A 26,517-nucleotide genomic window follows, 5' to 3' on the forward strand; every position below is an offset into this window, starting at 1 on the left:
CGGAAGGGGCGGGACATGACCACGGTCGCCAATGGCGTGAACGTGCAGGCGCTGCTGGACGCGCGCGAGGCGCTGAAGGGCGCGCCCGAGGCCGCGCAGTTCGTCTGGCGGGCATCCTCCAGGTGGCAGAACGGCGTCCACAGCACCACCACGGTCAAGGAGTTCTTCGGGCTCGGGCAGGAGCAGAGCCACCGGACCGAAGCGGTGTTCGACGCCGACCACCCCGAGGTCTTCGCGGCCGAGGACAACGGCATCACGCCGATCGAGTACCTCCTCGTCGGCCTGGCGAGCTGCCTGACGGCCGGCGTGGCGTCCGTCGCGCAGAACCGCGGCATCCAGCTGCGCTCGGTCGAGGCGACGCTGGAAGGCGAGCACGACATCCGCGGCATCCTCGGCGTCGACGCCGACGTCCGCAACGGCTTCAACGACATCAAGGTGACGTTCACCATCGACGCGGACGCCTCCAAGCAGGAGATCGAGGCGCTGGTGGCCCAGTCCCAGAAGCGGTCGGCCGTGTTCGACGCCCTCACCAACCCGACGAACGTCACCGTCGACGTCGCCTGAAAGCCTGAAAGGCCGAGCCATCGAGCATGTCACCACGGTCGTCATCGGCGCGGGCCACGCCGGTCTCGCCGCGAGCCACTTCCTGCGCGAACGGTCGCTCGATCACCTCGTGATCGAGCGCGGCGAGGTGGCCAACTCCTGGCGGCGCGAACGCTGGGACTCCTTCCGGCTGCTCACCCCCAACTGGCAGAGCCGCCTGCCGGGCCTTCGCTACGAAGGCCCGGAGCCCGACGGCTACATGACCACGAAGGAGGTGACGCAGTTCATCGAGCGCTTCGCCGCGTTCTCCCGGGCTCCCGTCCGGACCGGCACGAACGTCACGTCCGTCCGGCGTGGCGGCGACGGATACCACGTGACCACGAGCCGCGGCGAGATCCGCTGCCGGACGGTGGTCATCGCCAGCGGAGCCTGCAACCGGCCGGCGGTGCCGATCTTCAGCGACGCGGTTCCGTCGTCCGTCGAGCAGCTGACGCCGTTCGACTACCGTGCCCCCGATCGGCTGCCCGACGGCGGGGTGCTCGTGGTGGGAGCGTCGGCGACCGGCGTGCAGCTGGCCGCCGAGCTGCGCGGGTCCGGCCGGCCGGTGACGCTCTCGGTGGGGGAGCACGTGCGGCTGCCCCGCACCTACCGCGGACGCGACGTGCTGTGGTGGATGGACGCCTCCGGCGTGTGGGACCAGCGATACGACGAGGTCGACGACCTCGCGCGGGCCCGGCGGCTGCCCTCGCCCCAGCTCGTCGGCACTCCCGAACGCGGGACGCTCGATCTCAACGCGCTCACCTCGATGGGTGTCGAGCTGGTCGGCCGCTGGGCGGCCGTGCGCGACGGATGCGCGCTGTTCTCCGGCGGGCTGCGCAACGTGTTCTCGCTCGCGGACCTCAAGATGGAGCGCCTGCTGGGCACGTTCGACGAGTGGGCGCGTACGTGCGGCCGCGACGCCGAGGCCGGCCCGCCCGAGCGCTTCGCGCCGACCCGGGTGCCCGAGCCGGCGCGCCTGCGGCTCGACCTGCGGAGCGGCGAGATCCGCACGATCGTGTGGGCGACGGGTTTCCGGCCCGATTACGACTGGCTCGACGTGCCCGTGCTCGACGAGAAGGGCCGGCTGCGCCACGACGGCGGTGTCGTCGGCAGCCCGGGACTGTACGCGCTGGGGCTGCCCGTGCTGCGGCGGCGCAGGTCCACGTTCATCCACGGCATCGAGGACGACGCGCGCGAGGTGATCGACCACCTCGCGCGGTATCTGGCCGTACGACGGTGATCCCCGGACGGCTCAGCGGGTCCGCAGCACCAGTTCGCCGATCTCGGGAAGTACGGCGTCCGCGACCGAGATCTTCTTCTGGACCAGCCCGTTGGCGTGGAAGAGGTCGGCGGCGTGCTGCTGCTCGGCGACGAACTCCTCGCTGACCGGGTGCAGCCCCCAGGGACGGGTGCGCAGCGCGTGCTCCCAGGCGTCGAGGTCGCCGTCGAACAGGGCGGCCGCCTCGCGCGGATGCCCGGCGGTCCAGCGGTCGGCCTCCTGGAGCGCGGTGACGATCCTGGCCAGCTCGTCGGGCCGGTCGCGCGCGAAGTCGCGGCGGGTGAACCAGAGCGAGCGGTGGCTGAACAGGCCGTCGGTCTCCACGAGCGTCCTGGTGCGCGACTCGACCGGCGTCAGGTACGGGTAGGAGCCCACCCAGGCGTCCACGACGCCGTTCACCAGGAGTTCGGCGGCGTCGCCGTAGGCGTCCACGGGCACGATGTCGCCCCAGCCGAGCCCGGCGCGCTCCAGGGCCAGCAGCAGGAGCGTGGTCTGCCACGAGCCGTGCCCGAGCGCCACCCGCCTGCCCTTCAGCTCGGCCACGGAGCCGATCGGCGAGTCGTCCCGCACCACCAGGCGGCCGTTCTCGACCCGCGACTCCGAGATCGCCACGTACACGATGTCGTGCCCCTTGGCCTGGGCGGTGACCGGGGGAGTGGAGCCGGTGCCGATGAAGTCGTACCCGCCGTCGAACAGATGGTCGCCGTGGGCGGACGGGAGCGCCCTGGTGGGATCGACCGGGGCGCCCCGGCCCAGTGCGTTCAGGTCCACCCATTCCACGCCGGGCAGCAGGTCGCGGTGGCGGGCCACCCACAAGGTGTTGTTCTGCGGGAAGAAGCCGGCGCGGGTGGTCATGAGGTGCGTCCTTTCAGTAGCGGCAGTACCTGGCGGCCCACGCGGCGGGCCTCTTCGAGATGGGGGATTCCGGCCAGGATGAAGGCGTCCACGCCGAGGTCCAGGAGCTGGTCGAGGCGTTCGGCGACCTGGTGGTAGTCGCCGACCAGGCCGAAGGCGGGGCCGTCGCGCAACTGGCCGAACCCGCCCCACACGTTCGGGGCGACCTCCAGGGCGCGGGGGTCGTCACCGGCCCCGGCGAGGAAGGAGCGGCTGCGCCGCACGCCGACCGAGTCGCCCCCGCCGGAGTCGTCGCCGCCAGGCCTGGCCGCCCAGCCCTGCCGGATCTCCTCCCACGCCTCCTCCTCGCTTTCCCGGGCCAGCACGTCCACGCGCACGGCGAAGCGGGGCGGCGTGGCGCTGTGCGCGCGTACGGCGTCGAACTTCTCCGCCAGCGCGTCGAACGGCTCCAGCCAGGACAGGTAGTAGTCGGCGTGCCGGCCGGCGGCGTCGATCGCGGCGGGGGAGGAGCCGGAGAAGAAGATCTCCGGGAACGGCTGCCCGGCCAGCTCCTCCGGCAGGCCCGCGTCCTCCACCTGGTAGAAGCGGCCATGATGGGTGTGCCCGCCCTGCCAGACGCCCTTGAGCACGTCCAGGAACTCCGAAGTGCGCGCGTAGCGGTCGTCGTGGTCCACCTTGTCGCCCCACCAGAGCTGGGCGGGACCGCCGCCGCCGGAGATGACGTTGTAGACGATCCGGCCGCCGGTCGCCCGCTGCAGCGTGGCGGTCATCCGGGCCGCCTGCACCGGGTGCAGGAACCCGGGCTGGAAGGCCACCATGAAGCGGTAGGAGGTGGTCTCGCGGGCCAGCGTCGCGGCGGCGGCCCACGGGTCGTCGGTGTGCGGGAAGTTCGGCAGCAGCCCTCCGACGAAGCCGGACTCCTCGGCCGCCCGCGCGACCTCGGCCATGTAGTCGACGTGGGTGTAGCCGTCGTCGCGGCCGTCCCGGGTGCCGGGGGCGGTGCCGTCCGGGGCGAAGCCGCCGCGGCTGCGGACCCTGCGGCGCAGCGACGGCTGATCGCCCTCCATGTGGATGCGCCAGTAGATGTCAACCGGCAAGAGCCTGCTCCTTGAGGTGCTCACCGAGGTGGTAGACGTCCTCGGCGGGGACGAAGAACTCGCTCACGCCGCGGCGGGCGTACTCCTCCACGTGGTCGAGCGAGGACAGGTGGACGGCGTGGCGCAGGCCCGGCAGCTCGGGGACGAGGGCGTCCAGGTCGTCGCCCTCGGCGAAGACGTGCACGTCCGCGTGCCGCCGCGACAGCGCGAGGGCCTCGGGGGAGGTGCCGGAGAGCTGCACCTCGGGGAAGGGCGGCGCCGACAGCGGCGGGCCGAAGCCGCCCGCGGCGACCTCGTAGAAGTCGCCCCGGAAGTCGAACGGCCCGCCCTGCCAGACGCCCTTGGCGACGGTCAGGAACTCGCCGGCGCGGGCGTGGCGGTCGGGGCCGGTCAGGAAGTCTCCCTGCGCCCTGGCCGTAGCCGGGTCCAGGTCCACCGTGAGCCGCCAGCCCAGCCGGCCGGCGGCGAAGCGCTGCAGCGAGGCCGCGAGCTTGGCGGCGTAGACGGGGGTGGCGGCCGCGGCGTGGAACCCGGCGACCACGCGCAGGTGCCGGGTACGGCGCAGGACGTTCGCGGCGACGGTCAGGGACTCCTGCCCGCCGGGATCGAACGGCACCAGCGCCCCCGCCAGCCCCGCCAGGTCCGCGGCCATGGCGGTCCGTCCGGCCGGATCGGTCAGGCCGGGCCGCACGTCGGTGACGAACGCGGGCAACTCCGGCGCGGCGGCGCTCCTGGTGGGGAGGACGACATGGAAGCGGGATGTCACGGGGCGGGTCGTGCCGTGGCGGGAGATGGGCAGGACGGTCATGTCAGATCTTTCCTAGGAGTTCGGCGGAAACGGGCGGCGTCCTGATCGGGCGCGCCACTCGCGCAGCGACGGCTCGGCGTAGGCCCAGATGCGGTCCGCGAGCCCGGTCAGCACGGGCGCGTTCTCGTCGATCCACGCGGTCGGCGGGGTCACCGTGCCACCTCCTCGCGCGGCGTGCCCGCGTGGGTGTCGACGCCGAGGTCGGCGAGGAGGCGGCGGCGCAGCTCGACGAAGACGGGGTCCGTCCTGTCGCGCGGACGGTCGATGCCCACCCGCAGGTCCGTGACGAACCGGCCCTCGCGCAGCACCGCGATCCGGTCGGCGAGCAGGATCGCCTCCTCGACGTCGTGCGTGACCAGCACCACGGCCGGGCGGTGCCGGGCGCACAACTCGGCGATCAGGTCCTGCATGTGCAGCCGGGTGAGCGCGTCGAGCGCGGCGAACGGCTCGTCCAGCAGGAGCAGCTCCGGCTCGCGTACCAGGGCCCTGGCCAGCGCCACCCGCTGGGCCTCGCCGCCGGACAGCGTCGCGGGCCAGGCGTCGGCGTGCCGGCTCAGGCCCACCTCCGCCAGGGCTTCGAGCCCCTTGGCGCGGGCGGAGCGGCCCTGCCCGATGATCACGTTCGCGAGCGCGCGCTTGGAGGGGATGAGCCGCGGCTCCTGGAAGACGACCGTGCGCACCGGGGGTACGAGCACGGTACCGCCGGTGGCGGCGTCCAGGCCGGCGAGGATGCGCAGCAGCGTGGTCTTCCCCGTGCCGCTCGCGCCGAGCAGCGCGAGGAACTCGCCACGGCGCACGTCCAGGTCCACCCCGTCGAGCACGGCGCGCTCGCCGAAGACCTTGCGCAGCCCTCTCGTCCGTACGGCGAGGCCCGCCGATCCTGGGCTGCTCATCGGATGCTCACCGCCTTGCGCCAAGGCATCGTCCCCCGTTCGACCAGCCGCAGCGCCAGGTCGGCCAGCAGCCCGATCACGGCGTAGAGCAGCACGCACAGCGCCAGGATGTCGGTACGCAGGTAGTCGGTGGCCCGGGCCATGAGGTAGCCGAGCCCGGCCGTCACGTTGATCTCCTCGGCCGCGATCAGCGCGATCACGCTGAGCGTGGTGGCCAGGCGCAGCCCGGCGAAGACCGACGGCAGCGCGCCCGGCAGCACGACCTCGCGGGCGATCGCGAGCCGGCCCAGGCCGAACGAGCGCGCCGCCTCGACGACCTTGCGGTCCACGTTGCGCACGCCGCTGGAGACGTTGACGTACATGGGGAAGGTGCAGGCCACGCCGATCAGCAGGATCTTGGAGGCCTCCTCGATCCCGAACCAGACGACGAACAGCGAGGTCAGCGCCAGGAAGGGGATGGCGCGCAGCGCCTGCATCGAGGAGTCCACGAGCTCCTCGCCGAGCCGGGTGAAGCCGGAGACGACGCCGAGCAGCAGCCCGGTGGAGGCGCCCAGCACCAGGCCGAGGCCGGCCCGGGTGACGGACACGCGCAGCGCCTCCGGGAGCTGGCCGTCGGCCCACAGCTCGCCGAAGGTCGTGACGACGTCCTGGGGGCCGGCGAGCACGTCCTTGGTGAGGGCGCCGGAGGCGGTGGCCGCGTACCAGGCCGCCAGCAGCAGGACGGGGCCGATGGCCCGCAGCGCGAACGTCAGCGCGGGCGCGCGCCCGGCGGCGCGGGGCGGGTTCGGGGCGACGAGCCCCTGCGCTGCGGCGCTCATTGCTTCGCCTTCCCCAGCGTCGTCACGTCCACGACGTGCCGGGAGACGTCCAGTGGCGCGGTGAGCACCTTCTGGTCGAGGAAGAACTTCGCGACCTCCTGATATTTCGCGATCTCGGGCGCGGTGACCGCCTGGGCGGGCTTGCCCTTCTTCTGGATGTCGACCACCAGGTCCTTCTGCCTGCCCTGCACGGCCTGCGGGCCCGCCTGGGTGAAGACGTTCAGGTACGCCGCCGGGTCGGCGATCTCCTTCGCGCTGCCCTCCTCGAGGAACTCGAACAGGGCCTTGACCACCTCGGGGTGCTCGTCGAGCAGCTTGTTGGCGGCCACGTAGATCACGTAGTTGTCCGACTTGATGGCCTCGCCGTCGGCCAGGATCCGCGCGTCCAGGTCGGTGACGGCGGGGATGAGGAAGGTGGAGAACGTCGACCAGGCGTCCACCTTGCCCGAGCCGAAGACCGGCGCGGTCTGCGGCGGCAGCAGGTAGACGCGCTTGACCTTGTCCACCGGCACGTTGAACGTCTGCAGCGCCTTGAGCAGCAGGTACTCGCTGGTGCCGCCGTGCCCGACGGCCACGGTGCGCCCGGCCAGGTCCGCGACCGACCTGATCGGTGAGCCGTTCTTGACCACGATCCCCTCGCCGGCGAGGTCGGGCGGCACCGTGGCGAAGATCTTGAAGCTGGGCTTGACGGCCAGCGCGGTGACGCCGGAGGTGATCGAGCCGGTCGCGATGTCGAGCGAGCCGGCGTTGATGGCCTGGACGGCGGGGGCGAAGACGGAGAAGTCACCGGCCCACTTGACCTTGGCGTTGACCTTGGCCAGGGCGGCGTCCAGGCTGCCGTCCTTCTTCGCGACGGCCAGGAAGCCGCTGTTGCCCGGGTCCGCGATCCGGACGACCACCTGCTCCTGGGCGGTGGTGGCGCCGGTGCCGCCGCCACAGGCCGCGGCCAGGAGGGCGAGAGGGACGGCGAGCAGCAGCTTACGCATGGGTGACTCCTTGGAGCGGGGTGTGGTCGGCCCAGGCCGCGACGTCCACGGGCGATTCGAGGAAGTGGTGGCGGCGCAGGAAGTGCTCCTGCTCGGCCAGCAGGTCGAGGCGTTCGGGCGACAGGTCCAGGTGGAGCGAGGCGCCGGGGACGTAGGCGGCGGCCACGCCGGTCGCGCCCGCGCCGGTCTCGGCGCCGAGGATTCTGGCGACCTCGGCCGGGTGATCGGCGGCCCAGTCGGCCGCCCGCAGCAGGACGCCGAGGAAGCGGGTGACCACGTCGGGGTGCTCGTCGAGCAGGCGCTGGTGCACGGTGATCGGCCGCGGGGTACCGTTGTTCACCCGCGCCCGCCGGTCCGGCACGGCGTCGAGGTCGATGCCGACCTCCGCGCCATGGCGCAGGGCGGCCTCGACGGCGAGCGCGCCCTTGACGTAGACCGCGTCCACCTCGCCGGCGGCCAGCGCGGCGAGCTCGGCCTCCCACTGGCCGCCGCCCGGCTCGGCCGCGACGTCCACCAGCTCGGCGTCGCCGAGGCCGAGCCCGGCCAGCGACAGGGCTCCGTGGAAGCCGCGCAGGGCCATGGCCCGCCAGAAGTCGATCGCGATGCGGTGCCGGGGGACGGCCAGGCGCAGGCCCTTGAGCTGCTCGGGGCGTTCCAGAGCGGTGCCGGCGCGGACCAGGACGGCCTGGTGCTCCTCGATCCAGGTGAGCCCGATGAGCCGGGTGGCCTCGCCGCGGGAGCGCGCCCAGAGCGCGGGCACGTTGCCGCCCTCGCGGAACAGGCCGGTCAGGGCGTGGGTGTAGTGCGTCTCGCGGGGGACGTCAGGCGAGTCGTCCTGCAGGGACCGGACCTCGATCCCGTCGGCGGCGAACTCCCCGGCCAGCCAGCCCCGGTCCGCCGCGATGCCCGTCGCGGTGGGCACGGGACAGCGGGTGAACCAGACGGTGTCGAGTGCGGCGGTGGTCATGGCAGAGAGTTTGCTTGTAAATTGGTAGGAAATGCAAAGAATATCCCGCGATGCGGGAAGCGTTCCCGGCCGGACCGGCTCCCACCTGGTCACGGCTCTCCCTACTCGGAAGACGGAGTTTCCCGCATGGCAGCAGAAGGCGGCGTGCAGTCCGTACGCAGGGCGATCGGCGTGCTCGACTGCTTCGGCGGCGGGGACGCCTCGCTCGGCCTGTCCGACCTCTCGCGCAGGATGGGCCTGTCCACCTCGACCACGCACCGCCTGGCCAGGACGCTGACCGCCGCGGGCTTCCTCGAACAGGAGGCGCGCACGGGCCGCTACCGGCTCGGGCCGTCGGTCACCGAGCTGGGACAGCTCTCCTTCCACCGGCGCGGCCTGCACCGCATCCCGCCCGAACTGGCCGAGCTGGCCCGCGTCACCTCCGCCACCGTGGACCTGGCCGTCCGCAACGACCGGCACGCGGTCATCCTGAGCGGCGGCTCGCTCAACCCCGACAGCGGCATCGGCCTGCGCCGCCCGCTGCACTCCACGGCGCTGGGCAAGGTCCTGCTGGCCTGGGACCCGGAGGGCAGGGCTGACCTGGAGGCGCTCGGGCCCCTGCGGGCGCTGACCGGCCGCACGATCGTGGACCACGGCGAGCTGCGCGCCGAGCTGGACCGCGTACGCGAGGCCGGGCACGCGCTCAACGACGGGGAGTCGGGCGACGGCATCCGCACGGTCGCGGTGCCGGTCCTCGACCGGCAGGGCCACGTACGTTACGCGCTGGCCGTGCGCTCCACGCCGCTGGTGATGAGCGAGGCGCGGATCGACTGGTTCGTCACGCACGCGCGGGCCTGCGCCCGGGCGCTGGAAGTGCTGCTGATCCCGCCCGCCGAGCGCCGCTTGCGCACCTCCTCGTGAAGCGGTTTGCCCGTCGTCTCACGGGGCGACTCTCCGAGCGCCGAGGCGCTACCGAACGGCCGGCAGCAGCCGGACCGCCGGCGGAAGCGGCGCGCGGACGGGGTCGGCACGGAACGACTGGATCATCAGGGCCGCGAAACGGCGCGACGCCGCCGCTCGCTGCTCGGGTGACTCGGCGCGGATGCCCTCGTTCGCCATCATTGCCAGGATGAAGTCCTCCAGGACGAAGTCCGCCCGCAGACCGCCCGCCTCCTTCGCGCGCCGGATGAGTTGGAGCAGCAGCCGGATCGTACGGTCGCGGTCCGCGGCGAAGTACGGCAGCTGCGAGGTGAACGCGCCGGACAGACCCCGGTCGAGCGCGTGCACCTCCATGAGCTTCTCGATCACCAGACAGAACCCACGCCACGGATCGGCCTGCGCCAGCCCTTCCTCGACGACCGCCGAGCACATGGCCATCGGCTCGGCGAAGACCTCGCTGAGCAGCGCTTCCTTGGTCGGGAAGTGCCGGTAGACGGTGGCCGCGCCGACTTGCGCGCGCCGGGCGATCTCCCGGATCGGCGCGTCGAGGCCCTCGGCGGCGAAGGTCGCGCGGGCGACCGCGAGGATGCGCGCGCGGTTGTCGCGGGCGTCCGAGCGCAGCTTCTGACTCACTTCGGCCGTCACCGCTCTCACTTTAGTCAAACGGACGGGGTGTTCCGTTACGGTACGGCGCATGAGAGCAGTTCAGTTTTCCGAGTACGGCCCGGCCGGCGTGGTGCACGTCGCCGAGGTCGAGGAGCCGCATGCCGGGCCGGGGACGATCCGCGTCGCCGTGCGGGCGTCCGGATTGTCGACGGGGGAGACGTCCATCCGCTCAGGGAAGATGCGTGACGTGGTGCCCGTGACGTTTCCGTACCGGACCGGGTTCGACGCCGCCGGCGTGGTGGACGAGGTCGGCGACGGCGTCACGGGTGTCGGAGTCGGCGACGAGGTGTTCGGCATGACCGCGACGACCGCGCGCGGCGCCAACGCCGATCACGCGGTCCTGGTCGCCTGGGCGCCGAAACCGGCCGCGTGGAGCTGGGAGGAGGCCGGTGGTGCCGCAGGCAGCGTCGAGACGGCCACCCGGGTGCTCGACCGGCTCGCGGTCGGCGCCGGGCACACCGTGCTGGTGCAGGGCGCGGCCGGCGGGGTGGGCACGGTCGCCGTGCAGCTCGCGGTCGCCCGTGGCGCCACCGTCATCGGCACGGCAGGGGAGCACAACCACGACTTCCTGCGCTCGCTTGGCTCCGAGCCGACGACGTACGGGGCGGGTCTGGTCGAACGGGTTCGCGCGCTGGCGCCGGGCGGGGTGGACGCGGTGTTCGACTGCGCAGGAGGGGCACTGCCCGACCTGATCGCCATCACCGGGAACCCGGCGCGCGTGGTGACGATCGCTCCCGACCTCACCGCGGCGGCTCTCGGCGTGCACCTGTCACACGGCGTGCCGGCCGGCGACACGGCGGCGGCCGTTGGAGCCGCCGACCCGCTGGCGGTGCACGGCCTCGGCATCGCGGTCGAGCTCGCCGGACAGGGCCGGCTGCGGGTGCCGGTCGCGGCGGCGTTCCCGCTCACCGAGGCCGCCGCCGCACACGAGCTGAGCGAGAGCCGTCACGCCCGCGGGAAGATCGTGCTGGTGAACTGACCAGCCCCACCGGCTTTTTTGGTAGACCGAAAACGTGGCCGACGGCCGGCGCCGGGGATGCCAACGTGTCGACGTCAGGAGCACAGCGCCAAACCCCACGCACGCGGCGAGGATGACGATCCCGGCATGGCCCAACGACGCCCCGTCGCCGGTCAACTGTGTCGGGTCGGTCGATAGGTCAGCACCTGCGTGTGGCCGTCGAAGGTCCGGGCCTCGAGCAGTTCGAGGTCGAAGTCGTCCGCACCGTCGAAGATCCGGTCCACGCCGGTCGTCCCGGAGATCACTGGGAAGACCGTCACCTCGATGGTGTCGATCAGGCCGGCGTTCAGCAGCGCCCGGTTGAGCGTCAGGCTGCCGTGGGAGCGCAGCGGCACATCGGATTCGGCCTTGAGGCGCGTGACCACCTCGACAGGATCGCCGGACTCGATGGTCGTGCCCGGCCATTCGAGCGGCTCGGTCAGCCGGCTGGAGAGCACCGTGACCGGCGAGTCGAACATGCGCGTGATCCACCCGTCGAACAGGCTGCGGTCGAAGCCTGCGTCAAGGAACGGCGCGTTCGACGAGTAGGTCTTGGCCCCGAGCACCATGCGCAGCGGGTCGCGGTAGGCAGCGGCGCGATAGGCGAGGAATTCGGGGCCCTGCTTGCCCCAGTAGCCGCCCCAGTCGCCGTTGTGGTTGGCGAAGCCGTCGAGCGTGGAGAAGATGTCGAAGGTGTACGTGGCAGTCATGGTGTCTCCTTGCGGGAAGTTGGTCGCGCTCCTTGTGGCGACCTCACCCCTGCTACGAACACCCCCGCCCCGATCCGACACGCCTCCCGGATTTCTTTCAAAACTTTCCGAGCTCATCTGATGTGGTCTGACCCGCCGGCCTCGAGTAGTGATCTTGCGAGGTTGCGTAGGTGTTCGAGGCGGCCGTTGATCGCTTCGGCCGGTCCGTCGCTGGTGCCGGCCCGATCGAAGTAGGCCGGCACGTCGGCGGCCCGGCGTTTGAGCGTTCGCCCGAGTGTGATCAGCTCGGTCAGGGCCGTGGGCACCGCCGCGCTGATGACGGTGATGGTCTTCGCCAGGTCGGTCTTCGCGGAGGCTCGATCCGGGTTGCGGTAGGCGGCGACGATGCTTTGATAGGTGGCCCAGGTGGCCCAGGTGGCCTCGACCTCGACGTGCTGCTCGGTGGCGAACACGGCAGTCAGTTCTTTGGTGTTGTCGAGCAGTTCGACACCGGTGCGCAGCACGCGGCGGATGCCGTACGCAGAGCGGGTCACCGGTGCGCCCGCAGGTTTGTTGCCGAACACGCTGCCGGCAGCGGTCGAAGGCGTCGCCGGCCAGGGCTACCTCCAGCACCGACTCCCTTACCTCGGCCGGCTGTTCACGGGTCAGCGGCGGAACCATCACGGCTTCGGCCGGCTTGCGGAAGAGCTTGCGCAGCGCCGACCTCACTCTGCTGGCCCGGACGTCCACCCCGGCCCCACGATCCGCTGCGCCGCATGGTCCACCGCCAGCCACACCACGGGAGTCACCAGCGCGGCGACCTCGCCGAGGCCGAAGCCCAGGGTCTGGCGTCGCCGGCCCCAGCCGCCGTATGGCCGTGGCGTCATCGTGGCCGAAGGAACCCGACGTAGGCGAAACTCGTGAAACGTACGGATTCGCTCTCGGCGACCCTGGCTCGGCAAAGCCGGTCCCGGCGCCGCTCGGACGCCTCAACCGCGCAGCAGCTCCTCGCGCCTGACCAGCAGTCGCGCTCGTTCGTTGGCCAGCTCGGCGTCGCGGTGCCGCAGGTGCGTCCCCACGCCCTGGACCCATCGGGCTGTCCGCTCGACCTCGGCGCGGGTGTTCTCGATGCGCTGATGCTTCATCACATCGGTGATGATGTTGTCGAAGAACGTGTCGACGAACCACCGCGTGTCCACCTTGGGCAGGCGGGCTCGCGCGGAGACGCCGACGTCAGCGAGTTCGCGGGAGAAGACGTCCAGGGCCCGTTGGGCGTGCCAGGCGGCCTCGTCGGCGGAGCGCAGCCGGTTGTGTTCGACGGCGTCGGCGATCAGGCCGCCGCCCAAGAGGTCCCAGGTGGAGGCGCCCTTGGCCGAGCCGAGGTAGCCGAGTACCTGGGCCAGCGCGTGGAGTGCAGCCTGCCCGGCCTGGTACGCCTCGGTGTGCTCCCGCCGCTCCGCCGAGACACGGTCGAGGGCGGCGCCGAGGTCCGTCAGCTCACTGGCGCGGGCATCACCACGGGCGAGGAGCTGCCGCTCCTTCTCGGCCAGCAGCTTCTCGTACCTCCGAGGCCGTCGCGAGCTCTGCCAGCTCGGCCTCGATCGCCCGCGCGTCCGCCTCGATCTGGGCCAGCCGAGCTCGGTGGCCGTCGAGCCGCTGCCTGGCGGCGGCGGCCTCGGCACGCTCGCGATCCAGCCGCTCCTCGCGCTGGCTCACCAGGCGGGCCAGGAAAGCGGTCAGCCCGCCTTCCAGGCGGGTGACGTCGGCCTCCTCCTTGGACAGGTCCTTCTCCAGGCCGGTCAGGGTGTCGTGGGCCTGCTGGAGCTGCTCCTTGGTGGCCGCGTGTTGGCGCCGCAGGTGGTCGGCACGGTGCGTTCGGGCGGCCGCCACGCGCAGCCGCTCGTCGAGATCTGAAGAGCTCGTCACACTCCGGATGACGAACGAACAACCCCAGACGTTCCAACCAGGCAGTCGCCGAGCGCTCGGCCCGCCCACCGGGCCGCCGCGGCCGCGGCGGACGGCGTGACCGTCAACGTTGGCGGAAGCGGTCGGTGGTGTCGATCAGGCGGTGCCGGGTGCCGGGTTCGGCGCCGCCGTGGCCCGCGTCCTCGACGAGGTGGAACTCGGCCTCGGGCCAGGCCTGGTGCAGATCCCATGCCTGGTCGGGCGGTGTCTTCATGTCGTAGCGGCCGTTGACGATCACGGTGGGGATGTGCCGAATGCGGTCGACGCCCGCCAGGAGGCCTTCCTTGGGGAGGAAGCCGCCGTTGCTGATGTAGTGGTGGGTGATGCGGGCGAAAAGGAGGATCGCGTCGTCGTCGAGCTCCGGCGGGTCGACGGGCAGCAGGGTGTTGGCCGAGAACTCCCAGTCCATCCAGGCGCGGGCGGCCGGGAGATGGACGGCAGGGTCGGCGTCGCCGATGCGGCGGCCGTACGCGGCAATCAGGTCGTATCGTTCGTCGGCGGGGATCGCGTCGCGGAACGTGGCCCACTCGGCGGGAAAGAGGCGGGCCGCGCCGACGGAGGTGAACGTCCAGTCCTCGTCGGAGGGCCGGACGAGGTAGATGCCGCGGAGCACGAGTTCGGTGACACGGTCGGGGTGGGCCTGGGCGTACGAGAGGGCGAGGGTGCTGCCCCAGCTGCCGCCGAAGACGAGCCAGCGGTCGACGGACAGGTGCTCGCGGAGCCGCTCCATGTCGGCGACCAGGTGCGAGGTGGTGTTGTGGCGCAGCGACACCCCCGGGTCCGCGGCGCTCGGCCGGCTGGCGCCGCAGTTGCGCTGGTCGAACAGCACGATCCGGTACGCGGCCGGGTCGAAGAACCGGCGGAAGGCGGGCAGGATGCCGCCGCCGGGCCCGCCGTGCAGGAAGACGGCGGGCTTGCCGGCCGGGTTGCCGCAAATCTCCCAGTAGATCTCGTTGCCGTCTCCGACGTCGAGCAGACCGGAGTCGTACGGTTCGATCGGTGGGTAGAACTCTTTCAGCGCCATGTGATCAAGTAGACCACCCGAACCGGGCGATCGCGCACCGCGCCGTAGGAGACCTTGCTCGTGGCCCCGGCCAGCCGTTCGCTGGCAGTGACGCGAACGGGACCGATGCCGAGTGTCGGCTGTACGAACGAGACGGCGGATCTTCGACGACCAGGGCAAGGCGAAGCGCATCCGCATGGCACGCAAGCCGCCCATGGGCCATGACCTCGGTGCGGCGCTGCGCGAAGTACACGATGAGGACGATGGAGCGACAACGGTCGCGGCCGTCGGACCGCGACCATTGTCATCGCGGGGTCAGTCCTGTGGTGCGGTTTCGGCCTGCCGGTTCTGGGCGGGCTCGGTCGTCGCCTCCTTGCGTGAGCTGAACAAGAAGCAGAGCAGGGCGGCGGCCACCAGGGTGATGGCGCATGCCACAAGGGCTGTCTGCATGGCGTTGACGAAGCCGGCGGCGAACGTGTCGGCGGTGACGCGTTCGTACAGGCTGGTCGTGGCAGGGTTCAGGCCGCTGGGCGGCGCGGGTGGGCTGTAGTGGTGCGCGGCGGCCGTGCTGCTGTCGATGAACCGGGCGCGCAGATGCTCCGGGAGCTGACCGGCGCGTTCCTCGGCCTCGGTGCGCAGGGTCGAGGAGAGACGGGCCGACAGCAGGGTGCCCAGCACGGCGGTGCCCAGGACGCCGCCGATCTGCCGAATGGTGCTGGAGACGCCGGAGGCCGCCCCGGCCAGCCGGGGATCGACGCCGTCCATGGTGGCCTGCTGCAGTGGTGCGAACGTGGCGCCGCCGGCGAGCCCGATGATGGTCAACCCGGGCAGCAGACTCCACGCGCTGCTGCCGGGTCCGGTCATGGCGACCAGCACCAGCAGGCCGGCGGCCAGCAGCGTCATCCCGGTCATCAGGATGTACTTGCCGCCGAAGGTGTCCGACAGCCGCCCGGCGTACGCCGAGCCGACCGCGGTGAGCACGGCGTTCGGCAGCACCACCAGACCGGTCTCCAGCGCCGAGTACCCGCGCGCCATCTGCAGGTACAGCACCACCACGAACATGATGCCGATCATGCCGAGCTGGAAGACGAACCCGACCCCGTTGCCGACGGCGAAGTTGCGCACGCCGAACAGGGCCGGCGGCATCAGGGGCTCCTCGCGTTGCCGGTGCTGCCAGACGACGAACACCGCCAGCAGCGCGACGCCGGCGACGATGACCGAGGGGATGCTGATCGGCCCGGTGACGGTGCCCCAGTCGAAGCGTTCTCCCTCGATCAGGCCGAACACGAGGCCGCTCAGCCCTGCGGTGGCGAGCGCGACGCCGACCAGGTCGAGGCGGTGTCGCCGGTACGGGCGCATGGGCGGCGCGACGGTCAGCGCCAGCACGGCGGCGATGATCCCCACGGGGACGTTGATGAAGAAGATCCAGCGCCAGTCGAGGTGGGCCAGCAGGAAGCCGCCGAGGACCGGGCCGACGATCGGGGCGAAGCCGACGATCGCGCCGAACAGGCCGAACGCGCGGCCCCGCAGTCGCGGTGGAAAGATCGTCAGAATTGATGAGATGACCTGCGGGAACAGCAGCGCCCCGCCCAATCCCTGCAGCAGCCGGGCGGCCAGCAGTTGGGATGGCGAGCCGGCCAGCCCGCACAGTGCCGAGGCGACGGTGAAGACGACGATGCCGATCACGTACACCCGGCGGTATCCGAAGATGTCCCCGAGCCGCCCCGTGGTGATCAGCAGCACCGAGAAGATGAGCAGGTAGCCGTCGATGATCCACAGCACCTGGTCGTAGGTGGCGCCGATGCTGTGGATCAGTGTGGGGATGGCGACGTTCACGATGGATCCGTCGAGCAACGACATGAAGAAGCCGATGCACATGATCGCGAGAACCAGCCACGGACGCTGCGTGACCGGTTGTCCGGCGGATTTGAATTCCGGCACTCCGGAGACCTCCCTGAGGAGAACCGTCTGCTGGAGTGGCGACGCGGACCAGGGCCGCTGATGTCCGACAGCGCTCACCCCGGCCGGATGCCCGAAAGGTCGCAAATGAGCAGGAGGGTTGACACGCGTCGCCACCGTCACAGAACACCCTTTTCCAGGATGTAGTGGGTGACTTCCACCTTCCCCGTGTCATCGGGACCCGGGTGAAGCTGGTTGGCGAGGCGGAAAGCCCAACGGTGAGAAGTCGGCTCGAAGCCTAGCACAGCGGTTCGGCCGGCCCGATGGCGTCCTGCGCCGCTCCCGATGGCTCGCTCTCGAAAAACTCGTCTCTCTTGTAGACGAGGTTTCTCTCGGCGCGCTAACGTTGTCTTCGCTAGAGACGACGTTGGGGAGAGCTCCGCGTCGGCCGTGGTAGTACTGGAAATCCGCGAAGGAGGCCGCACAGACAAGCAGGTGCATCCATGATCGAGCGCTATCTCGGTGTCCTCGGCATCGCCGAGGCCCTGGGAGTGAGCCGTCATGCGGTGCACAAGTGGCGCAGCCGCTATGCGGACGACTCCGATCACCCGTTCCCCCTGCCCGACGTCGAAGTCGACGGAGCTCCGGGCTGGCGGTCCGAGCGGCTGGCGGAGATCGTGCGGTGGCGCGAGGGGCTGCCCGGCCGCGGCGCGGGCGGAGGCCGTCCTTCCCTCGCACGTCAGGAGTACCTCAAGGAAGCAGGGTCGCGCGGCCTGACCCGGGACGAGGCCATACGCGCGCTCGCCACGTTCGGCGAGGAGTTTCCCGAGATGACCGAGCCGGAGATCTGCGCCTGGCTCGTGGGGAAATGGCGCGGCTAAAGCCCTTCCCCACACCCCATCAGCACGGAAGGCGATGACGCATGCCCGAAATCGGCGGAGAGACCGCACCGGGATTCGAAGCAGTACGTGAGGCGTTCGCGACCGATCTGGCCGGCGCGCCGGAAACAGGCGCCGCGGTCAGCGTCTACCTGAACGGCCGGAAGGTCGTCGACCTGTGGGGCGGCATCGCCGACCCCGGCACCGGCCGCCCCTGGGAGCGCGACACCCTGCAGCTCGTCTACTCCACCACCAAGGCCGTCACGGCCACCTGCGCACTTCTGCTGTCCCAGCGGGGCGAATTGGACCTGGACGCACCCGTGGCGGAGTACTGGCCGGAGTTCGCGGCCAACGGGAAGAAGCGCATCCCGGTGCGGTGGCTGCTCACCCATCAGGCCGGGCTGCCCGCGATCGACCACCCGATCACCCCGCAGGAGGCGATCGCCTGGGAGCCCATGGTGACCGCGCTGGCGGCCCAGCGCCCGTACTGGGAGCCGGGCACGGAGCACGGCTACCACGGGCTCACCTACGGCTGGCTCGTCGGAGAGGTCGTCCGCCGGGTGTCCGGCCGTAGCCTGGGCACGTTCCTCGCGGACGAGATCGCCGCCCCGCTCGGACTGGACCTGTGGATCGGGCTGCCGGAAACCGAGCGGCGCCGGGTCAGCCGGATCATCGACACCCCGCCCGACTTCCAGGCCATGGCCCGGATCGACCTGAACGCCCTTCCCGAACCCATGCGCGAGGTCATCACGGCCTTCGCCGACCCCACGTCGTTGACCAGGCGCTCGCTCGCCGTCGTCACGCCCCCGCTGGACCACAACAGACCGGAGGAGCAGGCCGCCGAGATGCCCGCCACCAACGGCATCTGCACGGCCCGCGCGCTGGCCCGCTTCTACGCCGCGCTCATCGGCGAGGTCGACGGTCACCGCATTCTCACCCCAGGCACCCTGACCGCCGCGACCGCGGAACAGGTCAGTGGCATCGACCGCATCCTGCGCATGCCCGTCCGCATCGGCACCGGTTTCGGCCTCCCGACGCCGGACGCGTTCTGGTACTCACCGACCGCCTTCGGATTCCCCGGCCGCGGCGGCTCGCTCGGTTTCGCCGATCCGGCGACCGGTCTCGCCTTCGGTTACGTCATGAACCACGTCCTGGAAGGCGTGCCGGACCTGAGGGCCGCGAACCTTCTCGCCGCGGTCCGGAACGCCCTCGGCGATCCGACCGAGCCAGGCGGCAAGTGATCGTCAAGCGTTTTCCAACCGCGGTTCCTTATGTTCTGGGCATGTTCGGCATCGGTTTCGTTGAGATCATCTTCGCGTTCCTCATCCCCCTGGCGGCTCTCTGGGTCGTCATCTACACGGCCGTACGGGCGGCGATCCGCCACAGCAAGTGACCAAGGCTGGTATTCGACGCATGACGACATCGCCCGGACAGGGTGACCTGATCGACGACATCCAGGTCCGGCTGGAGAGCTGCGGATGGCAGGCCGAAAGCGGCCAAGGATGGCGCTGGGTCGACCACACCTACCGGAACGACGACGCCACGCTCCGCATCAGGTATCTGCCGGACACCAGCGCGATCCGATTCGATTTCGAATCCGAGGAGCACCTGGCGTGGCTGTCCATCTCCGTCCAGGACTCCCCGGACCGGATTCTCGATCTGATCATCCGCGACCAGTCGTCACTGTCCGAGGAGACCTGGCGGGTCTTTGTCGCTTCGCTGATCGAGCTGTCTCCCCGGGTCCTTTCGCTGTCCGACGAGGACGGCGACGACGAGGTGCTCACCGACCCGGACGAGGGTGCGGCCGCGCTGCGCGAGATCGAGTGGGAGTGAGGAGCCGGCACCTTACCGACAGGGTGCGGGGACCGGGCGTACGACGATGGACTGGCTCAGCGGGCGCTCCCCACCCGTGAGGAACGGCGATCCGGTGGCCTCCTTCAGCGTGCCGCCGGACCCGATCTCGAACGCGGCCACCTGGTTCGTGTCCCGGACGGCGGCGAAGACGTCCCGGCCGTCCGGTGTGATCGCGACCGCCGCGACCTCGGCGTGGTCGGGGGTGCGGACGGGGGAGTCGGCGGTCGGCCTGAGCGAGCCGTCCGCGCCGCGCCGGAACCCCCACGCGCTCCGGGCGGCCCAGCTCTGGCGGTGCGACAGCACCCGCGCCTCGCTCGCCGCCGTGCACGAGAAGCGGCACGACGAGTGTAGGCACGGCCGCTCACCCATTTGACTTCAAGCACACTTGAAGTCGTTGACTGGCGATCATGCAGACAGCAGGCACGTCTCTCAAGCAACGCGTGATCAGGTACCTGGTGCGCCAGGCGCACCACCCCCGGGGCATCGTCGGGTGGGCGAACGGCCAGATGTTCGCTCATCGCCCCTCCAACCGGCAGCGCAACATCTGGGCGGTGTCGTTGCTGGACGTGCGGCCCACCGACCGGGTGCTCGAGATCGGCTTCGGTCCCGGCATCGCCATCGCCGAGTTCGCCCGCCGCGCCACCCGGGGCCACGTCTTCGGCGTCGACCACTCGCAGGCCATGGTCCGGCACGCCACCCGTCGCAACGCCGCCGCCGTCCGCGCCCACCGCGTGCACCTCACGCACGCCTCCGTGGAGCAGTTGCCGAGCTTCGGCGATCCGCTCGACGCCATCCTCGCCGTCAACTCCGTGGGGTTCTGGCCCGACCCGGTGGAACGGCTGTGCGAGCTGCGCCGCCTGCTCCGCCCCGGAGGACGCATCGCGCTCGTCAGCCAGCCCCGCTGCCCCGGTGCCACCCGGGACACCACCGCCAGGGCCGCCCAAGAGCTCCAGGACCTGCTCACCCGGGCCGGCTTCACCCATCTGCGGGTCGAAACCCTCGAACTCGACCCGCCCGTCGCCTGCATGCTGGCCGACAATCCGCCCTCTTAGGCGAGCGGAAGCTGACCTGGCTCTTTCCTGCGGCGTACGGCGATCGCCGCCCCGAGCGCGATGGCCGCATAGCCGCAGGTCACGGCCAGCCCTGCCCACGGCGGGAGCGGGTAGTAGCCCCCGATCAGCGACGGGTCCACGTCCACATGCGCGAACGTGGGGACGCTCTGCGTGATCGCGAACCCGGCGGCAGGAGTGATCACCAGCAGCCATGGCGCCAGGCCCCCGGTCGCCAGCAGGTAGGGCACGACGACCAGCGCGACGGCCAGCCCGATGGCGACGAAGCCCCGCTTGACCAGCGCCGCGAGGCCCAGCGCCAGCACCGCGACGGCCGCGGTCAGGGCCGCGTAGCCGACGATCACCCGCAACTCGGTCGCCAGGGTGAGCGGCTGGATCGGGTTCTGATTGGCGCGCAACATCGCCAGGCCGACGGGGATCACGACCCCTGAGGCCACCAGCCCCGTCACGAACGCGACCGCGCCGACCACCACGGCCTTGGCCGCCACCAGCCGCGCCGGATGCGGGCCGGTCCTGATCAGCCCGCGCCGGTGTTCCGCCGTGAAGAACATGACCGCCCCCACGAGCACCGGGATCAGCCCCACGGCCCCGCCGATCAGCAGGAGGTCGGCGCGCAGGCCGCCCTCCATCGTGGCGGGCCCGATGTCACCGCCCCCGGTCACGATGAGCTTGTCGCCGGACTCGACGACCCCGCCCGGGTGATGCGGGGTCTTGCCGTCGGACTCCATGGAGACGCCGACGTCGTCGCGGCGCCACGAACCGTTCGCCCCCTGCAGCGTGATCTGGTCGAAGGTGGCGGTGGCCTGGGCGAAGGCTTTCGCCATGCTCCACAAGGCGCCTGGTGAGGTGGCGAACATCCCGATCTCGACCGTCTCCGGCAGCCCGGTCAGCTTGACGGTGCTGACCTGGGTCCACGCCTTGCCGTCGTCCGACTCGTAGCCGGTGACGGTGTCGCCCGACCTGGTCAGCCGCAGCCACTGGGGGCCGTTGTGCGGACCGCCGGGCACGTCGTGGGTGAAGTTGTACTGCATCCGCACGCCGTGAGCTCCGGTGAGCATGACGGCGGCGTACGGTGTGCCCTCCTTGAGGCTCTGCCTGACGAGGAGCCCGGCCTTCGCCCACGGCACCACTCCCTCCTTGACGTTGCGCACCCCGGGTACGGCGTCCGGCAGCCGGATCTGCCCGGTCATGTCCGATATGCGGGCGGTGATGCTGCCGTTGCCCTTGAGCGGCTGGTGCACGAAGTAGTACTTGTCCTTCACCGCCGTGCCGTCGGGCCCCACCAGCGGCGCGGGGCAGGGGCCCTCCCCCTTCCCGGTCACGCAGGTGGTGCGGGCGCCCCCGGCGATCAGCAGTCCGAGCGCCACGGTGACCAGTACGGAGGCCGCCATGGCGAGCGCCCAGCCGCGCGCGGTGCGGAACTTGGTCCACTCCGCGCGCAGCAACGGCGGGAAACGGTCCTGGCCGGATCGGTGGGGCGTGAATGAACTCATGCCGACGGTTGTACGCGGCACCCGGTTCCAGCAGGGTCGCAGCCACTGCGACCTGGCTGGAACCGGGGATCTGGCATCGTTGACCCATGGCACCTCGACCCGGCGGCCGGTCCGGCCGCTCAGCCCGCACGACGACCTGCGGTGAACGGCGGTGAGGGTCCTCGTCGTCGAAGACTTCGAGGTCCTCGCCCGCTCCATCGGAACCGGGCTGCGCCGCGAGGGCATGGCCGTCGACGTCGTCCTGGACGGAATCGCGGCCCTCGACCGCCTGGCCGCCACCCGTTACGACGTGGTGATCCTCGACCGCGACCTGCCCGGCGTCCACGGGGACGAGATCTGCCGGCGACTGGCCCACGGCCGCTGTGAGACCCGCGTACTGATGCTCACCGCCTCCGGCACGATCGAGGACCGCGTCGACGGGCTCAGCCTCGGCGCCGACGACTACCTGCCCAAGCCGTTCGCGTTCGCCGAACTGGTCGCCCGCGTCCGGGCCCTGGCCCGCCGCGCCACCCCGCCGCTGCCGCCCACCCTGGCGTGCGGGGACATCACCCTCGATCCGGCCCGCCGTATCGCGTTCCGGGCCGGCCGGCGCCTTGAGCTCAGCCCCAGGGAGTTCGCCCTGCTCGAATGCCTGCTCGCCGTGCCCGGCGTGGTCATCTCCGCCGAGGAGCTGCTCGAACGCGTCTGGGACGAGGCCGCCGACCCCTTCAGCAGCGCCGTCAAGCACACCATGCACCGGTTGCGGGCCAAGCTCGGCGACCCGCCCGTGATCGAGACCATCCGCGAAGGCGGCTACCGCATCGGATCGTCATGACCTCCCCGCAACTCGCCAGACGGTCCTTGCAGACGCGGCTCGCACTCGCTTATGCGGCGGGCATCTATGCCGCCGGGGTCTTCGTGCTCATCTTCGTCGACGTCCCGCTCGCCGGCATCCACGCGGCCAAGCCTGTAGGCCGGCCCTCATCGGGCGCGATCACCGAAACCGGGTCCGGGATCAGCCTGCCCCAACTCCTCATGGGGTCCGCCGTCGCCCTGGTCATCCTCATTCCCGTCGCCCTGGCTCTCGGCTGGTATGTCGCCGGCCGGTTCCTGCACCCGCTGCGCGCCATCACCTCCACCGCCAAGGTCATCTCCGCCGGAGACCTCCACCGGCGCCTCGACCTCGGCGAGCCCACGGACGAGCTGACCGAGCTCGGCCACACCCTCGACGACCTGTTCGCCCGCCTGCAAGCGTCCTTCGACGCCCAACGGCACTTCGTCGCCAACGCCTCCCACGAACTGCGCACCCCCCTCGCCGGCCTGCGTACCCTCCTCGAAGTCGCCCTCGCCGACCCCGACGCCGACGCCGACACCCTGCGCTCGGCCTGCCAGGAGGCCCTCGCCCTCGGCGGGCACCAGGAGCGGCTCGTCCAGGCGCTGCTCGCGCTGGCCACCAGCGAGCGCGGCGTCACCCGCTGGGACACCCTCGACCTCGCCCACGTCGTCGAAGGAGTGCTCGCCTCCCGCCGCGACCGAGCAACCGAGACGGGCATCGACCTCGCCGAACACCTGACGCCCGCGGTGACGGCCGGGGACCCGAGACTGATCGAAAGCCTCGTCGCCAACCTCATCGACAACGCCATCCGCCACAACCACGCGGACGGGCAGGTGAAGGTCACCACGCAGACCTCCGGCACGCAGGTGGCCCTGACGGTCACCAACAGCGGGCCGGTCATCCCCGACGACCAGATCCAGCGCCTGTTCCAACCCTTCCAGAAACTGGCGCCCGATCGTCACGGCCGGCGCGACGGCTACGGTCTCGGCCTCGCCATCGTCAATGCCGTCACCCAAGCTCACCACGCCACCCTCACCACCCGCGCGCGCCCCGAAGGCGGCCTGGCCATCACCGTGCGGTTCGCCAGTCCCAGTTGGTGACGCCGCGCAGGACGTACTCGACCGGTCCGTAGCGGTGCGTACGCAGCCAGCGCGCGCTCAGCCAGAGCAGGACCGTGTAGATCGCCAGGGCCACGCCCATCACGGCGAGCGGCGACAGTTCGCCCGCCAGCGCCAGGCCGTACCCGGTGAAGACCAGGCAGCACAGCACCGACTGCCCGACGTAGTTGGAGGCCGCCACCCGTCCGGCGGGGGACAGCGCGCGCCCGGCGGCGGGGAAACGCCGGATCACCCGCAGCAGGGTCACCACGTACGCGGCGGCCAGCAGGATCGAGGTCACTGTGGACACCGCCATGCCGGCCAGCTCCCACGTGCCTCCCGCACCGGCCGTCAGCGTGAGCAGGATCCCGCCGGGCAGGCCGAGGCCGAAGCCGAGCCACTGGACGCGCGGCGCGAGATGCCACCACCGCTCGGTCTCCTCCAGCAGCCTGGACCGGCCCGCCGCCAGCCCGAACAGGAACATGGCCAGCGCCATCGGCCCCTGGAAGATCCAGACCATCGCGACGAGCGGCGGGTAGAGCTCCAGTTGCAGGGTCAGCACGTCGAGCGGGCTGCCGGTGGCCAGGGCCAGCGTGTGGGCCGCCGCCGCGGTGTCGGCCGGCGGAGCCTGGCCGGCCGTCGGGTCGAGGGTGGACAGCCACGCCAGCCCGGTCCACAGCAGGGCCAGCACGCCGACGATGACCGATCCGGTCACGACGGCGGTCTTCGGCCTGATGTTACGCAGCGCGAGCAGGAGCAGGCCGAGCATGGCGTACAGGGTGAGGATGTCCCCGATCCACAGCAGGATCCCGTGTGCCAGGCCGATCACGAACAGGCCCAGGCACCTGCGCAGCGTCCTGGCCCGCACGCTCGCGCCCGCCCGCTCCGCCGAGCGCATCTGCAGCGTGAACGAGTAGCCGAACAGGAACGAGAAGATGATGTAGAACTTGGTCAGCACGAGGGCGGTGATGACCGTGGCCACGGGCCCGTCCGGGATGGGCATGGTGCCGTTGACCGCGTAACCGGGGTCGGCGAAGAAGCCGATGTTGGCCACCAGGATGCCCGCGAGCGCGAAACCGCGCACCGCGTCGATCTCGTGGACCCGGCCGGCGAGCGGCGTGCTCACTTGTGTCATGGACCTGAAGCTACGGACGGCATGCCTGCCGGGGCATCCGACCTTGGTCTGCCTCCGGGCGACTAAAGCAGCACGGTCCCTCTCTCCGTCTCAGGGGTGGTCGGGGATGCGCACCGTGAGCAGGGCGACGTCGTCGTTGTCCGCGGGGCGGACGCGGTCGATGAGTACGTCGCCCAGCGAGGCGACGGGCCGCTGGGCCATCGAGGCGGCGTACCGGCTCAACCGGGACATCCCCTCGTCCAGCGTCCGGGTCGGGGACTCGATCAGGCCGTCGGTGTAGAGCACCAGCGTGGAGCGGGGCGGCAGGTCGGCGGTGGCGTCGACGCGGACGGTGGGGATGCCGGTGCCCAGGAGCAGGTCCTGGCCCTCCTCCAGGAAGCGGGTCCGCCCGTCCCGCTCCACCAGCAGCGGCGGCGGGTGGCCCGCGTTGGTCCAGCGCAGCCGCCATCCGCCGTCGTCGCGGCGCTTCGCGCCGTCGGGCAGGACGAAGGAGTCGTACCAGTCGCCGCCGACCTGCGAGGCGTGGGGCGCGGGCCGGTAGGAGGCACTCATCTCCAGCCCGGGCACCGACGGCAGCTGGGGGAGCAGGTGGCGCTGCATGGTCTCGGCGACCCGCCGCTGCCGCTCGTACAGGCGGGCGTTGTCCAGCGCCAGGCCCGCCCGGCGGGCGATGTCCTCCACCAGCAGCAGATCGGCGGTCGTGAACGTCGCCGGCTGCCCGGAACGTCCCAGCGTCAGGGCCCCGACCACGTCCCGCACGCCGCGGATCGGCGCGATGCACGCCGAGTGCATGCCCGTCACCCGGAACAGCTCCTGCTGGACGACCGCGATGCCCGAGTCGGGAAGCCCCTGGTAGGTCTCGGGGCTCACGAGCGTGGCGGTGACTCCGCGTAGCGCCCGCGACAGGGGCATCGGCGACTCCTGGGGAACGGGCGGCATCGGCCCCTCCAGGTCGTCCCGGTACGTCAGGAGCCCGCCCTCGAAGTGGGCGACGGCGGCCCGCGACACGCCGCCCTCCTCGGTGAGCAGGTCGACCACCGCCCAGTCCGCCAGCAGCGGCAGGACCAGGCGTACGAGCTGGCGCAGCGTCTCGTCCACGTCCAGGCTGGCGGTGAGCGTCGTGGTCGTCTCCGCGAGCAGGGCCAGCCGGTCGAGCTGCGACATCGAGGCCGTGGCGGCGGCCGTCTCGTACGGGGCCGGCCCAGGTGACTCGTGGAAGAGCACCAGCGCTCCCGTCCTGCCCTCGTCGAGCCGGCAGGGGGTGACCATCCAGGAGACCCGCATCAGCACGCCGTCGCCGTGTTCGAACCATTCCCCTTCGCCCTGCGCGCTGCCGCCCACGATGAGGGGCTGCCGCATCGCGCACCGGCTGCGCGGCAGGGGCTCGCCGTACTTGCCCCGGTGCAGCAGGTCGTGGGCGTCCCGGCCCAGCAGGTCCTCGGCGGGGCGGCACAGCAGCCGTTCGGCCTGGGCGGTGACCTCCACGATCCGCCCGCGGTCGTCCACCACGTACGCCCCCGCGTCGGAGAGGTCGGGCAAGCGGCACAGCCGCCTGCCGTCCGCCGTCCACGATGCCCCGGTATCGCCCGCTGGCACGTTCATGGACGGCGCTCCTTCCCTGGCACCGGTGACCTGTCTCGTCACAGGCAGCCTAGAGGAACGCGGCATATGCCCCGGCAAACGTCGTCACGCGCCGTCGGGCCCCGGGCATGGGCCGGCCCCGGCCGACGGACGACCGGGGCCAGGTGCGCCGG

28 protein-coding genes and 1 pseudogene are annotated in these 26,517 nt (G+C 71.4%); 10 read left to right on the top strand and 19 right to left on the bottom strand.

The window, feature by feature from the left end; genetic code table 11:
- Positions 1-15: 15 nt before the first annotated feature.
- Together AB0L65_RS35450 and AB0L65_RS35455 are read left to right on the top strand one after the other, a co-directional pair.
- Positions 16-564, top strand: a complete 549-nt coding sequence (locus tag AB0L65_RS35450) for an OsmC family protein (RefSeq protein ID WP_355196847.1) — start codon at positions 16-18, stop codon at positions 562-564.
- A gap of 43 nt (positions 565-607) precedes the next feature.
- A complete protein-coding gene (locus AB0L65_RS35455) occupies positions 608-1,822 on the top strand; it encodes an NAD(P)-binding domain-containing protein (protein WP_364254730.1) in 1,215 nt (404 codons plus the stop codon).
- A gap of 12 nt (positions 1,823-1,834) precedes the next feature.
- Here AB0L65_RS35455 and AB0L65_RS35460 read toward each other — a convergent pair whose 3' ends face one another.
- Genes AB0L65_RS35460 through AB0L65_RS35495 form a run of 8 tightly spaced genes read right to left on the bottom strand, consistent with a single transcriptional unit; the run spans position 1,835 to position 8,285 of the window.
- Positions 1,835-2,716, bottom strand: a complete 882-nt coding sequence (locus AB0L65_RS35460; protein WP_364254430.1) for an ABC transporter substrate-binding protein — start codon at positions 2,714-2,716, stop codon at positions 1,835-1,837.
- Positions 2,713-3,813, bottom strand: a complete 1,101-nt coding sequence (locus AB0L65_RS35465) for an LLM class flavin-dependent oxidoreductase (RefSeq protein WP_364254433.1) — start codon at positions 3,811-3,813, stop codon at positions 2,713-2,715. Before AB0L65_RS35465 ends, AB0L65_RS35460 begins: the two co-directional genes overlap by 4 nt.
- Positions 3,803-4,621: an LLM class flavin-dependent oxidoreductase gene (locus AB0L65_RS35470; RefSeq protein WP_364254436.1), complete on the bottom strand. Its 819-nt coding sequence runs from the start codon at positions 4,619-4,621 to the stop codon at positions 3,803-3,805. Before AB0L65_RS35470 ends, AB0L65_RS35465 begins: the two co-directional genes overlap by 11 nt.
- A 12-nt stretch (positions 4,622-4,633) precedes the next feature.
- Positions 4,634-4,774, bottom strand: a complete 141-nt coding sequence (locus AB0L65_RS35475; RefSeq protein ID WP_364254439.1) for a hypothetical protein — start codon at positions 4,772-4,774, stop codon at positions 4,634-4,636.
- A complete protein-coding gene (locus tag AB0L65_RS35480) occupies positions 4,771-5,514 on the bottom strand; it encodes an ABC transporter ATP-binding protein (RefSeq protein WP_364254442.1) in 744 nt (247 codons plus the stop codon). Before AB0L65_RS35480 ends, AB0L65_RS35475 begins: the two co-directional genes overlap by 4 nt.
- Positions 5,511-6,332, bottom strand: coding sequence for an ABC transporter permease subunit (locus AB0L65_RS35485; RefSeq protein WP_364254445.1), 822 nt, complete (start codon positions 6,330-6,332; stop codon positions 5,511-5,513). The genes AB0L65_RS35480 and AB0L65_RS35485 overlap by 4 nt, the downstream gene beginning before the upstream one ends.
- Positions 6,329-7,318, bottom strand: a complete 990-nt coding sequence (locus AB0L65_RS35490; RefSeq protein WP_364254448.1) for an ABC transporter substrate-binding protein — start codon at positions 7,316-7,318, stop codon at positions 6,329-6,331. Before AB0L65_RS35490 ends, AB0L65_RS35485 begins: the two co-directional genes overlap by 4 nt.
- Positions 7,311-8,285 carry an ABC transporter substrate-binding protein gene (locus AB0L65_RS35495; RefSeq protein ID WP_364254451.1) on the bottom strand — a complete coding sequence of 325 codons (975 nt, stop codon included), beginning with the start codon at positions 8,283-8,285 and terminating at the stop codon, positions 7,311-7,313. Before AB0L65_RS35495 ends, AB0L65_RS35490 begins: the two co-directional genes overlap by 8 nt.
- A gap of 126 nt (positions 8,286-8,411) precedes the next feature.
- On the opposite strand from AB0L65_RS35495, the gene AB0L65_RS35500 reads away from it, so the two are divergent.
- On the top strand, positions 8,412-9,185 hold the full coding sequence (locus tag AB0L65_RS35500) for an IclR family transcriptional regulator (protein ID WP_364254454.1): 774 nt from the start codon (positions 8,412-8,414) through the stop codon (positions 9,183-9,185).
- Positions 9,186-9,233: 48 nt separating this feature from the next.
- Here AB0L65_RS35500 and AB0L65_RS35505 read toward each other — a convergent pair whose 3' ends face one another.
- The gene (locus tag AB0L65_RS35505) at positions 9,234-9,848 is read right to left on the bottom strand and encodes a helix-turn-helix domain-containing protein (protein WP_364254457.1); all 615 of its coding nucleotides are present in this window, start codon (positions 9,846-9,848) and stop codon (positions 9,234-9,236) included.
- Between the two features lie 49 nt (positions 9,849-9,897).
- Between AB0L65_RS35505 and AB0L65_RS35510 the strand changes: the two genes are divergently transcribed.
- Complete coding sequence (locus AB0L65_RS35510) at positions 9,898-10,848, top strand: NADP-dependent oxidoreductase (RefSeq protein ID WP_364254460.1); 951 nt, start codon at positions 9,898-9,900, stop codon at positions 10,846-10,848.
- Positions 10,849-11,000: 152 nt separating this feature from the next.
- Here AB0L65_RS35510 and AB0L65_RS35515 read toward each other — a convergent pair whose 3' ends face one another.
- The 6 genes and pseudogenes from AB0L65_RS35515 to AB0L65_RS35540 form a co-directional block, all read right to left on the bottom strand.
- Complete coding sequence (locus AB0L65_RS35515; RefSeq protein WP_364254463.1) at positions 11,001-11,576, bottom strand: dihydrofolate reductase family protein; 576 nt, start codon at positions 11,574-11,576, stop codon at positions 11,001-11,003.
- 113 nt (positions 11,577-11,689) lie between these two features.
- Positions 11,690-12,179: pseudogene (locus tag AB0L65_RS35520) on the bottom strand (transposase); the annotation flags it as partial.
- Between the two features lie 101 nt (positions 12,180-12,280).
- Positions 12,281-12,442 (bottom strand): hypothetical protein, encoded by a 162-nt coding sequence (locus AB0L65_RS35525; RefSeq protein WP_364254466.1) that lies wholly within the window; start codon positions 12,440-12,442, stop codon positions 12,281-12,283.
- A gap of 102 nt (positions 12,443-12,544) precedes the next feature.
- On the bottom strand, positions 12,545-13,237 hold the full coding sequence (locus AB0L65_RS35530; RefSeq protein ID WP_364254469.1) for a hypothetical protein: 693 nt from the start codon (positions 13,235-13,237) through the stop codon (positions 12,545-12,547).
- 347 nt (positions 13,238-13,584) lie between these two features.
- Entirely contained in the window at positions 13,585-14,538 is a 954-nt protein-coding gene (gene pip / locus AB0L65_RS35535) for a prolyl aminopeptidase (RefSeq protein WP_364254733.1), read from the bottom strand.
- A gap of 300 nt (positions 14,539-14,838) precedes the next feature.
- Complete coding sequence (locus tag AB0L65_RS35540) at positions 14,839-16,464, bottom strand: DHA2 family efflux MFS transporter permease subunit (protein ID WP_364254471.1); 1,626 nt, start codon at positions 16,462-16,464, stop codon at positions 14,839-14,841.
- A 461-nt stretch (positions 16,465-16,925) separates the two neighbouring features.
- Here AB0L65_RS35540 and AB0L65_RS35545 point away from each other — a divergent pair, with 461 nt between their 5' ends.
- From AB0L65_RS35545 to AB0L65_RS35555, 3 genes are all read left to right on the top strand, one after another.
- Positions 16,926-17,303 (top strand): hypothetical protein, encoded by a 378-nt coding sequence (locus AB0L65_RS35545; RefSeq protein ID WP_364254474.1) that lies wholly within the window; start codon positions 16,926-16,928, stop codon positions 17,301-17,303.
- Positions 17,304-17,344: 41 nt separating this feature from the next.
- Positions 17,345-18,541 (top strand): serine hydrolase domain-containing protein, encoded by a 1,197-nt coding sequence (locus AB0L65_RS35550; RefSeq protein ID WP_364254477.1) that lies wholly within the window; start codon positions 17,345-17,347, stop codon positions 18,539-18,541.
- Between the two features lie 172 nt (positions 18,542-18,713).
- Positions 18,714-19,133 (top strand): hypothetical protein, encoded by a 420-nt coding sequence (locus tag AB0L65_RS35555; protein WP_364254480.1) that lies wholly within the window; start codon positions 18,714-18,716, stop codon positions 19,131-19,133.
- A 12-nt stretch (positions 19,134-19,145) separates the two neighbouring features.
- On the opposite strand, the gene AB0L65_RS35560 is transcribed toward AB0L65_RS35555, so the two are convergent.
- Complete coding sequence (locus tag AB0L65_RS35560) at positions 19,146-19,457, bottom strand: beta-propeller fold lactonase family protein (RefSeq protein ID WP_364254483.1); 312 nt, start codon at positions 19,455-19,457, stop codon at positions 19,146-19,148.
- Between the two features lie 104 nt (positions 19,458-19,561).
- Here AB0L65_RS35560 and AB0L65_RS35565 point away from each other — a divergent pair, with 104 nt between their 5' ends.
- Entirely contained in the window at positions 19,562-20,206 is a 645-nt protein-coding gene (locus AB0L65_RS35565; protein WP_364254486.1) for a methyltransferase domain-containing protein, read from the top strand.
- On the opposite strand, the gene AB0L65_RS35570 is transcribed toward AB0L65_RS35565, so the two are convergent.
- The gene (locus tag AB0L65_RS35570; protein WP_364254489.1) at positions 20,203-21,717 is read right to left on the bottom strand and encodes a hypothetical protein; all 1,515 of its coding nucleotides are present in this window, start codon (positions 21,715-21,717) and stop codon (positions 20,203-20,205) included. The genes AB0L65_RS35565 and AB0L65_RS35570 overlap by 4 nt on opposite strands.
- A gap of 151 nt (positions 21,718-21,868) precedes the next feature.
- Here AB0L65_RS35570 and AB0L65_RS35575 point away from each other — a divergent pair, with 151 nt between their 5' ends.
- Together AB0L65_RS35575 and AB0L65_RS35580 are read left to right on the top strand one after the other, a co-directional pair.
- Positions 21,869-22,531: a response regulator transcription factor gene (locus AB0L65_RS35575; RefSeq protein WP_364254492.1), complete on the top strand. Its 663-nt coding sequence runs from the start codon at positions 21,869-21,871 to the stop codon at positions 22,529-22,531.
- Entirely contained in the window at positions 22,528-23,631 is a 1,104-nt protein-coding gene (locus tag AB0L65_RS35580) for a HAMP domain-containing sensor histidine kinase (protein ID WP_364254495.1), read from the top strand. The genes AB0L65_RS35575 and AB0L65_RS35580 overlap by 4 nt, the downstream gene beginning before the upstream one ends.
- Here the strand turns inward: AB0L65_RS35580 and AB0L65_RS35585 are convergent.
- Together AB0L65_RS35585 and AB0L65_RS35590 are read right to left on the bottom strand one after the other, a co-directional pair.
- Positions 23,600-24,763, bottom strand: a complete 1,164-nt coding sequence (locus AB0L65_RS35585; RefSeq protein ID WP_364254498.1) for a DUF418 domain-containing protein — start codon at positions 24,761-24,763, stop codon at positions 23,600-23,602. The two genes, AB0L65_RS35580 and AB0L65_RS35585, sit on opposite strands and share 32 nt — an antisense overlap.
- Before the next feature lie 90 nt (positions 24,764-24,853).
- Positions 24,854-26,365 (bottom strand): SpoIIE family protein phosphatase, encoded by a 1,512-nt coding sequence (locus AB0L65_RS35590; protein ID WP_364254501.1) that lies wholly within the window; start codon positions 26,363-26,365, stop codon positions 24,854-24,856.
- Between the last annotated feature and the right edge of the window lie 152 nt (positions 26,366-26,517).

This window comes from Nonomuraea sp. NPDC052116, assembly GCF_040680035.1.
GTDB lineage: Bacteria > Actinomycetota > Actinomycetes > Streptosporangiales > Streptosporangiaceae > Nonomuraea > Nonomuraea angiospora_A.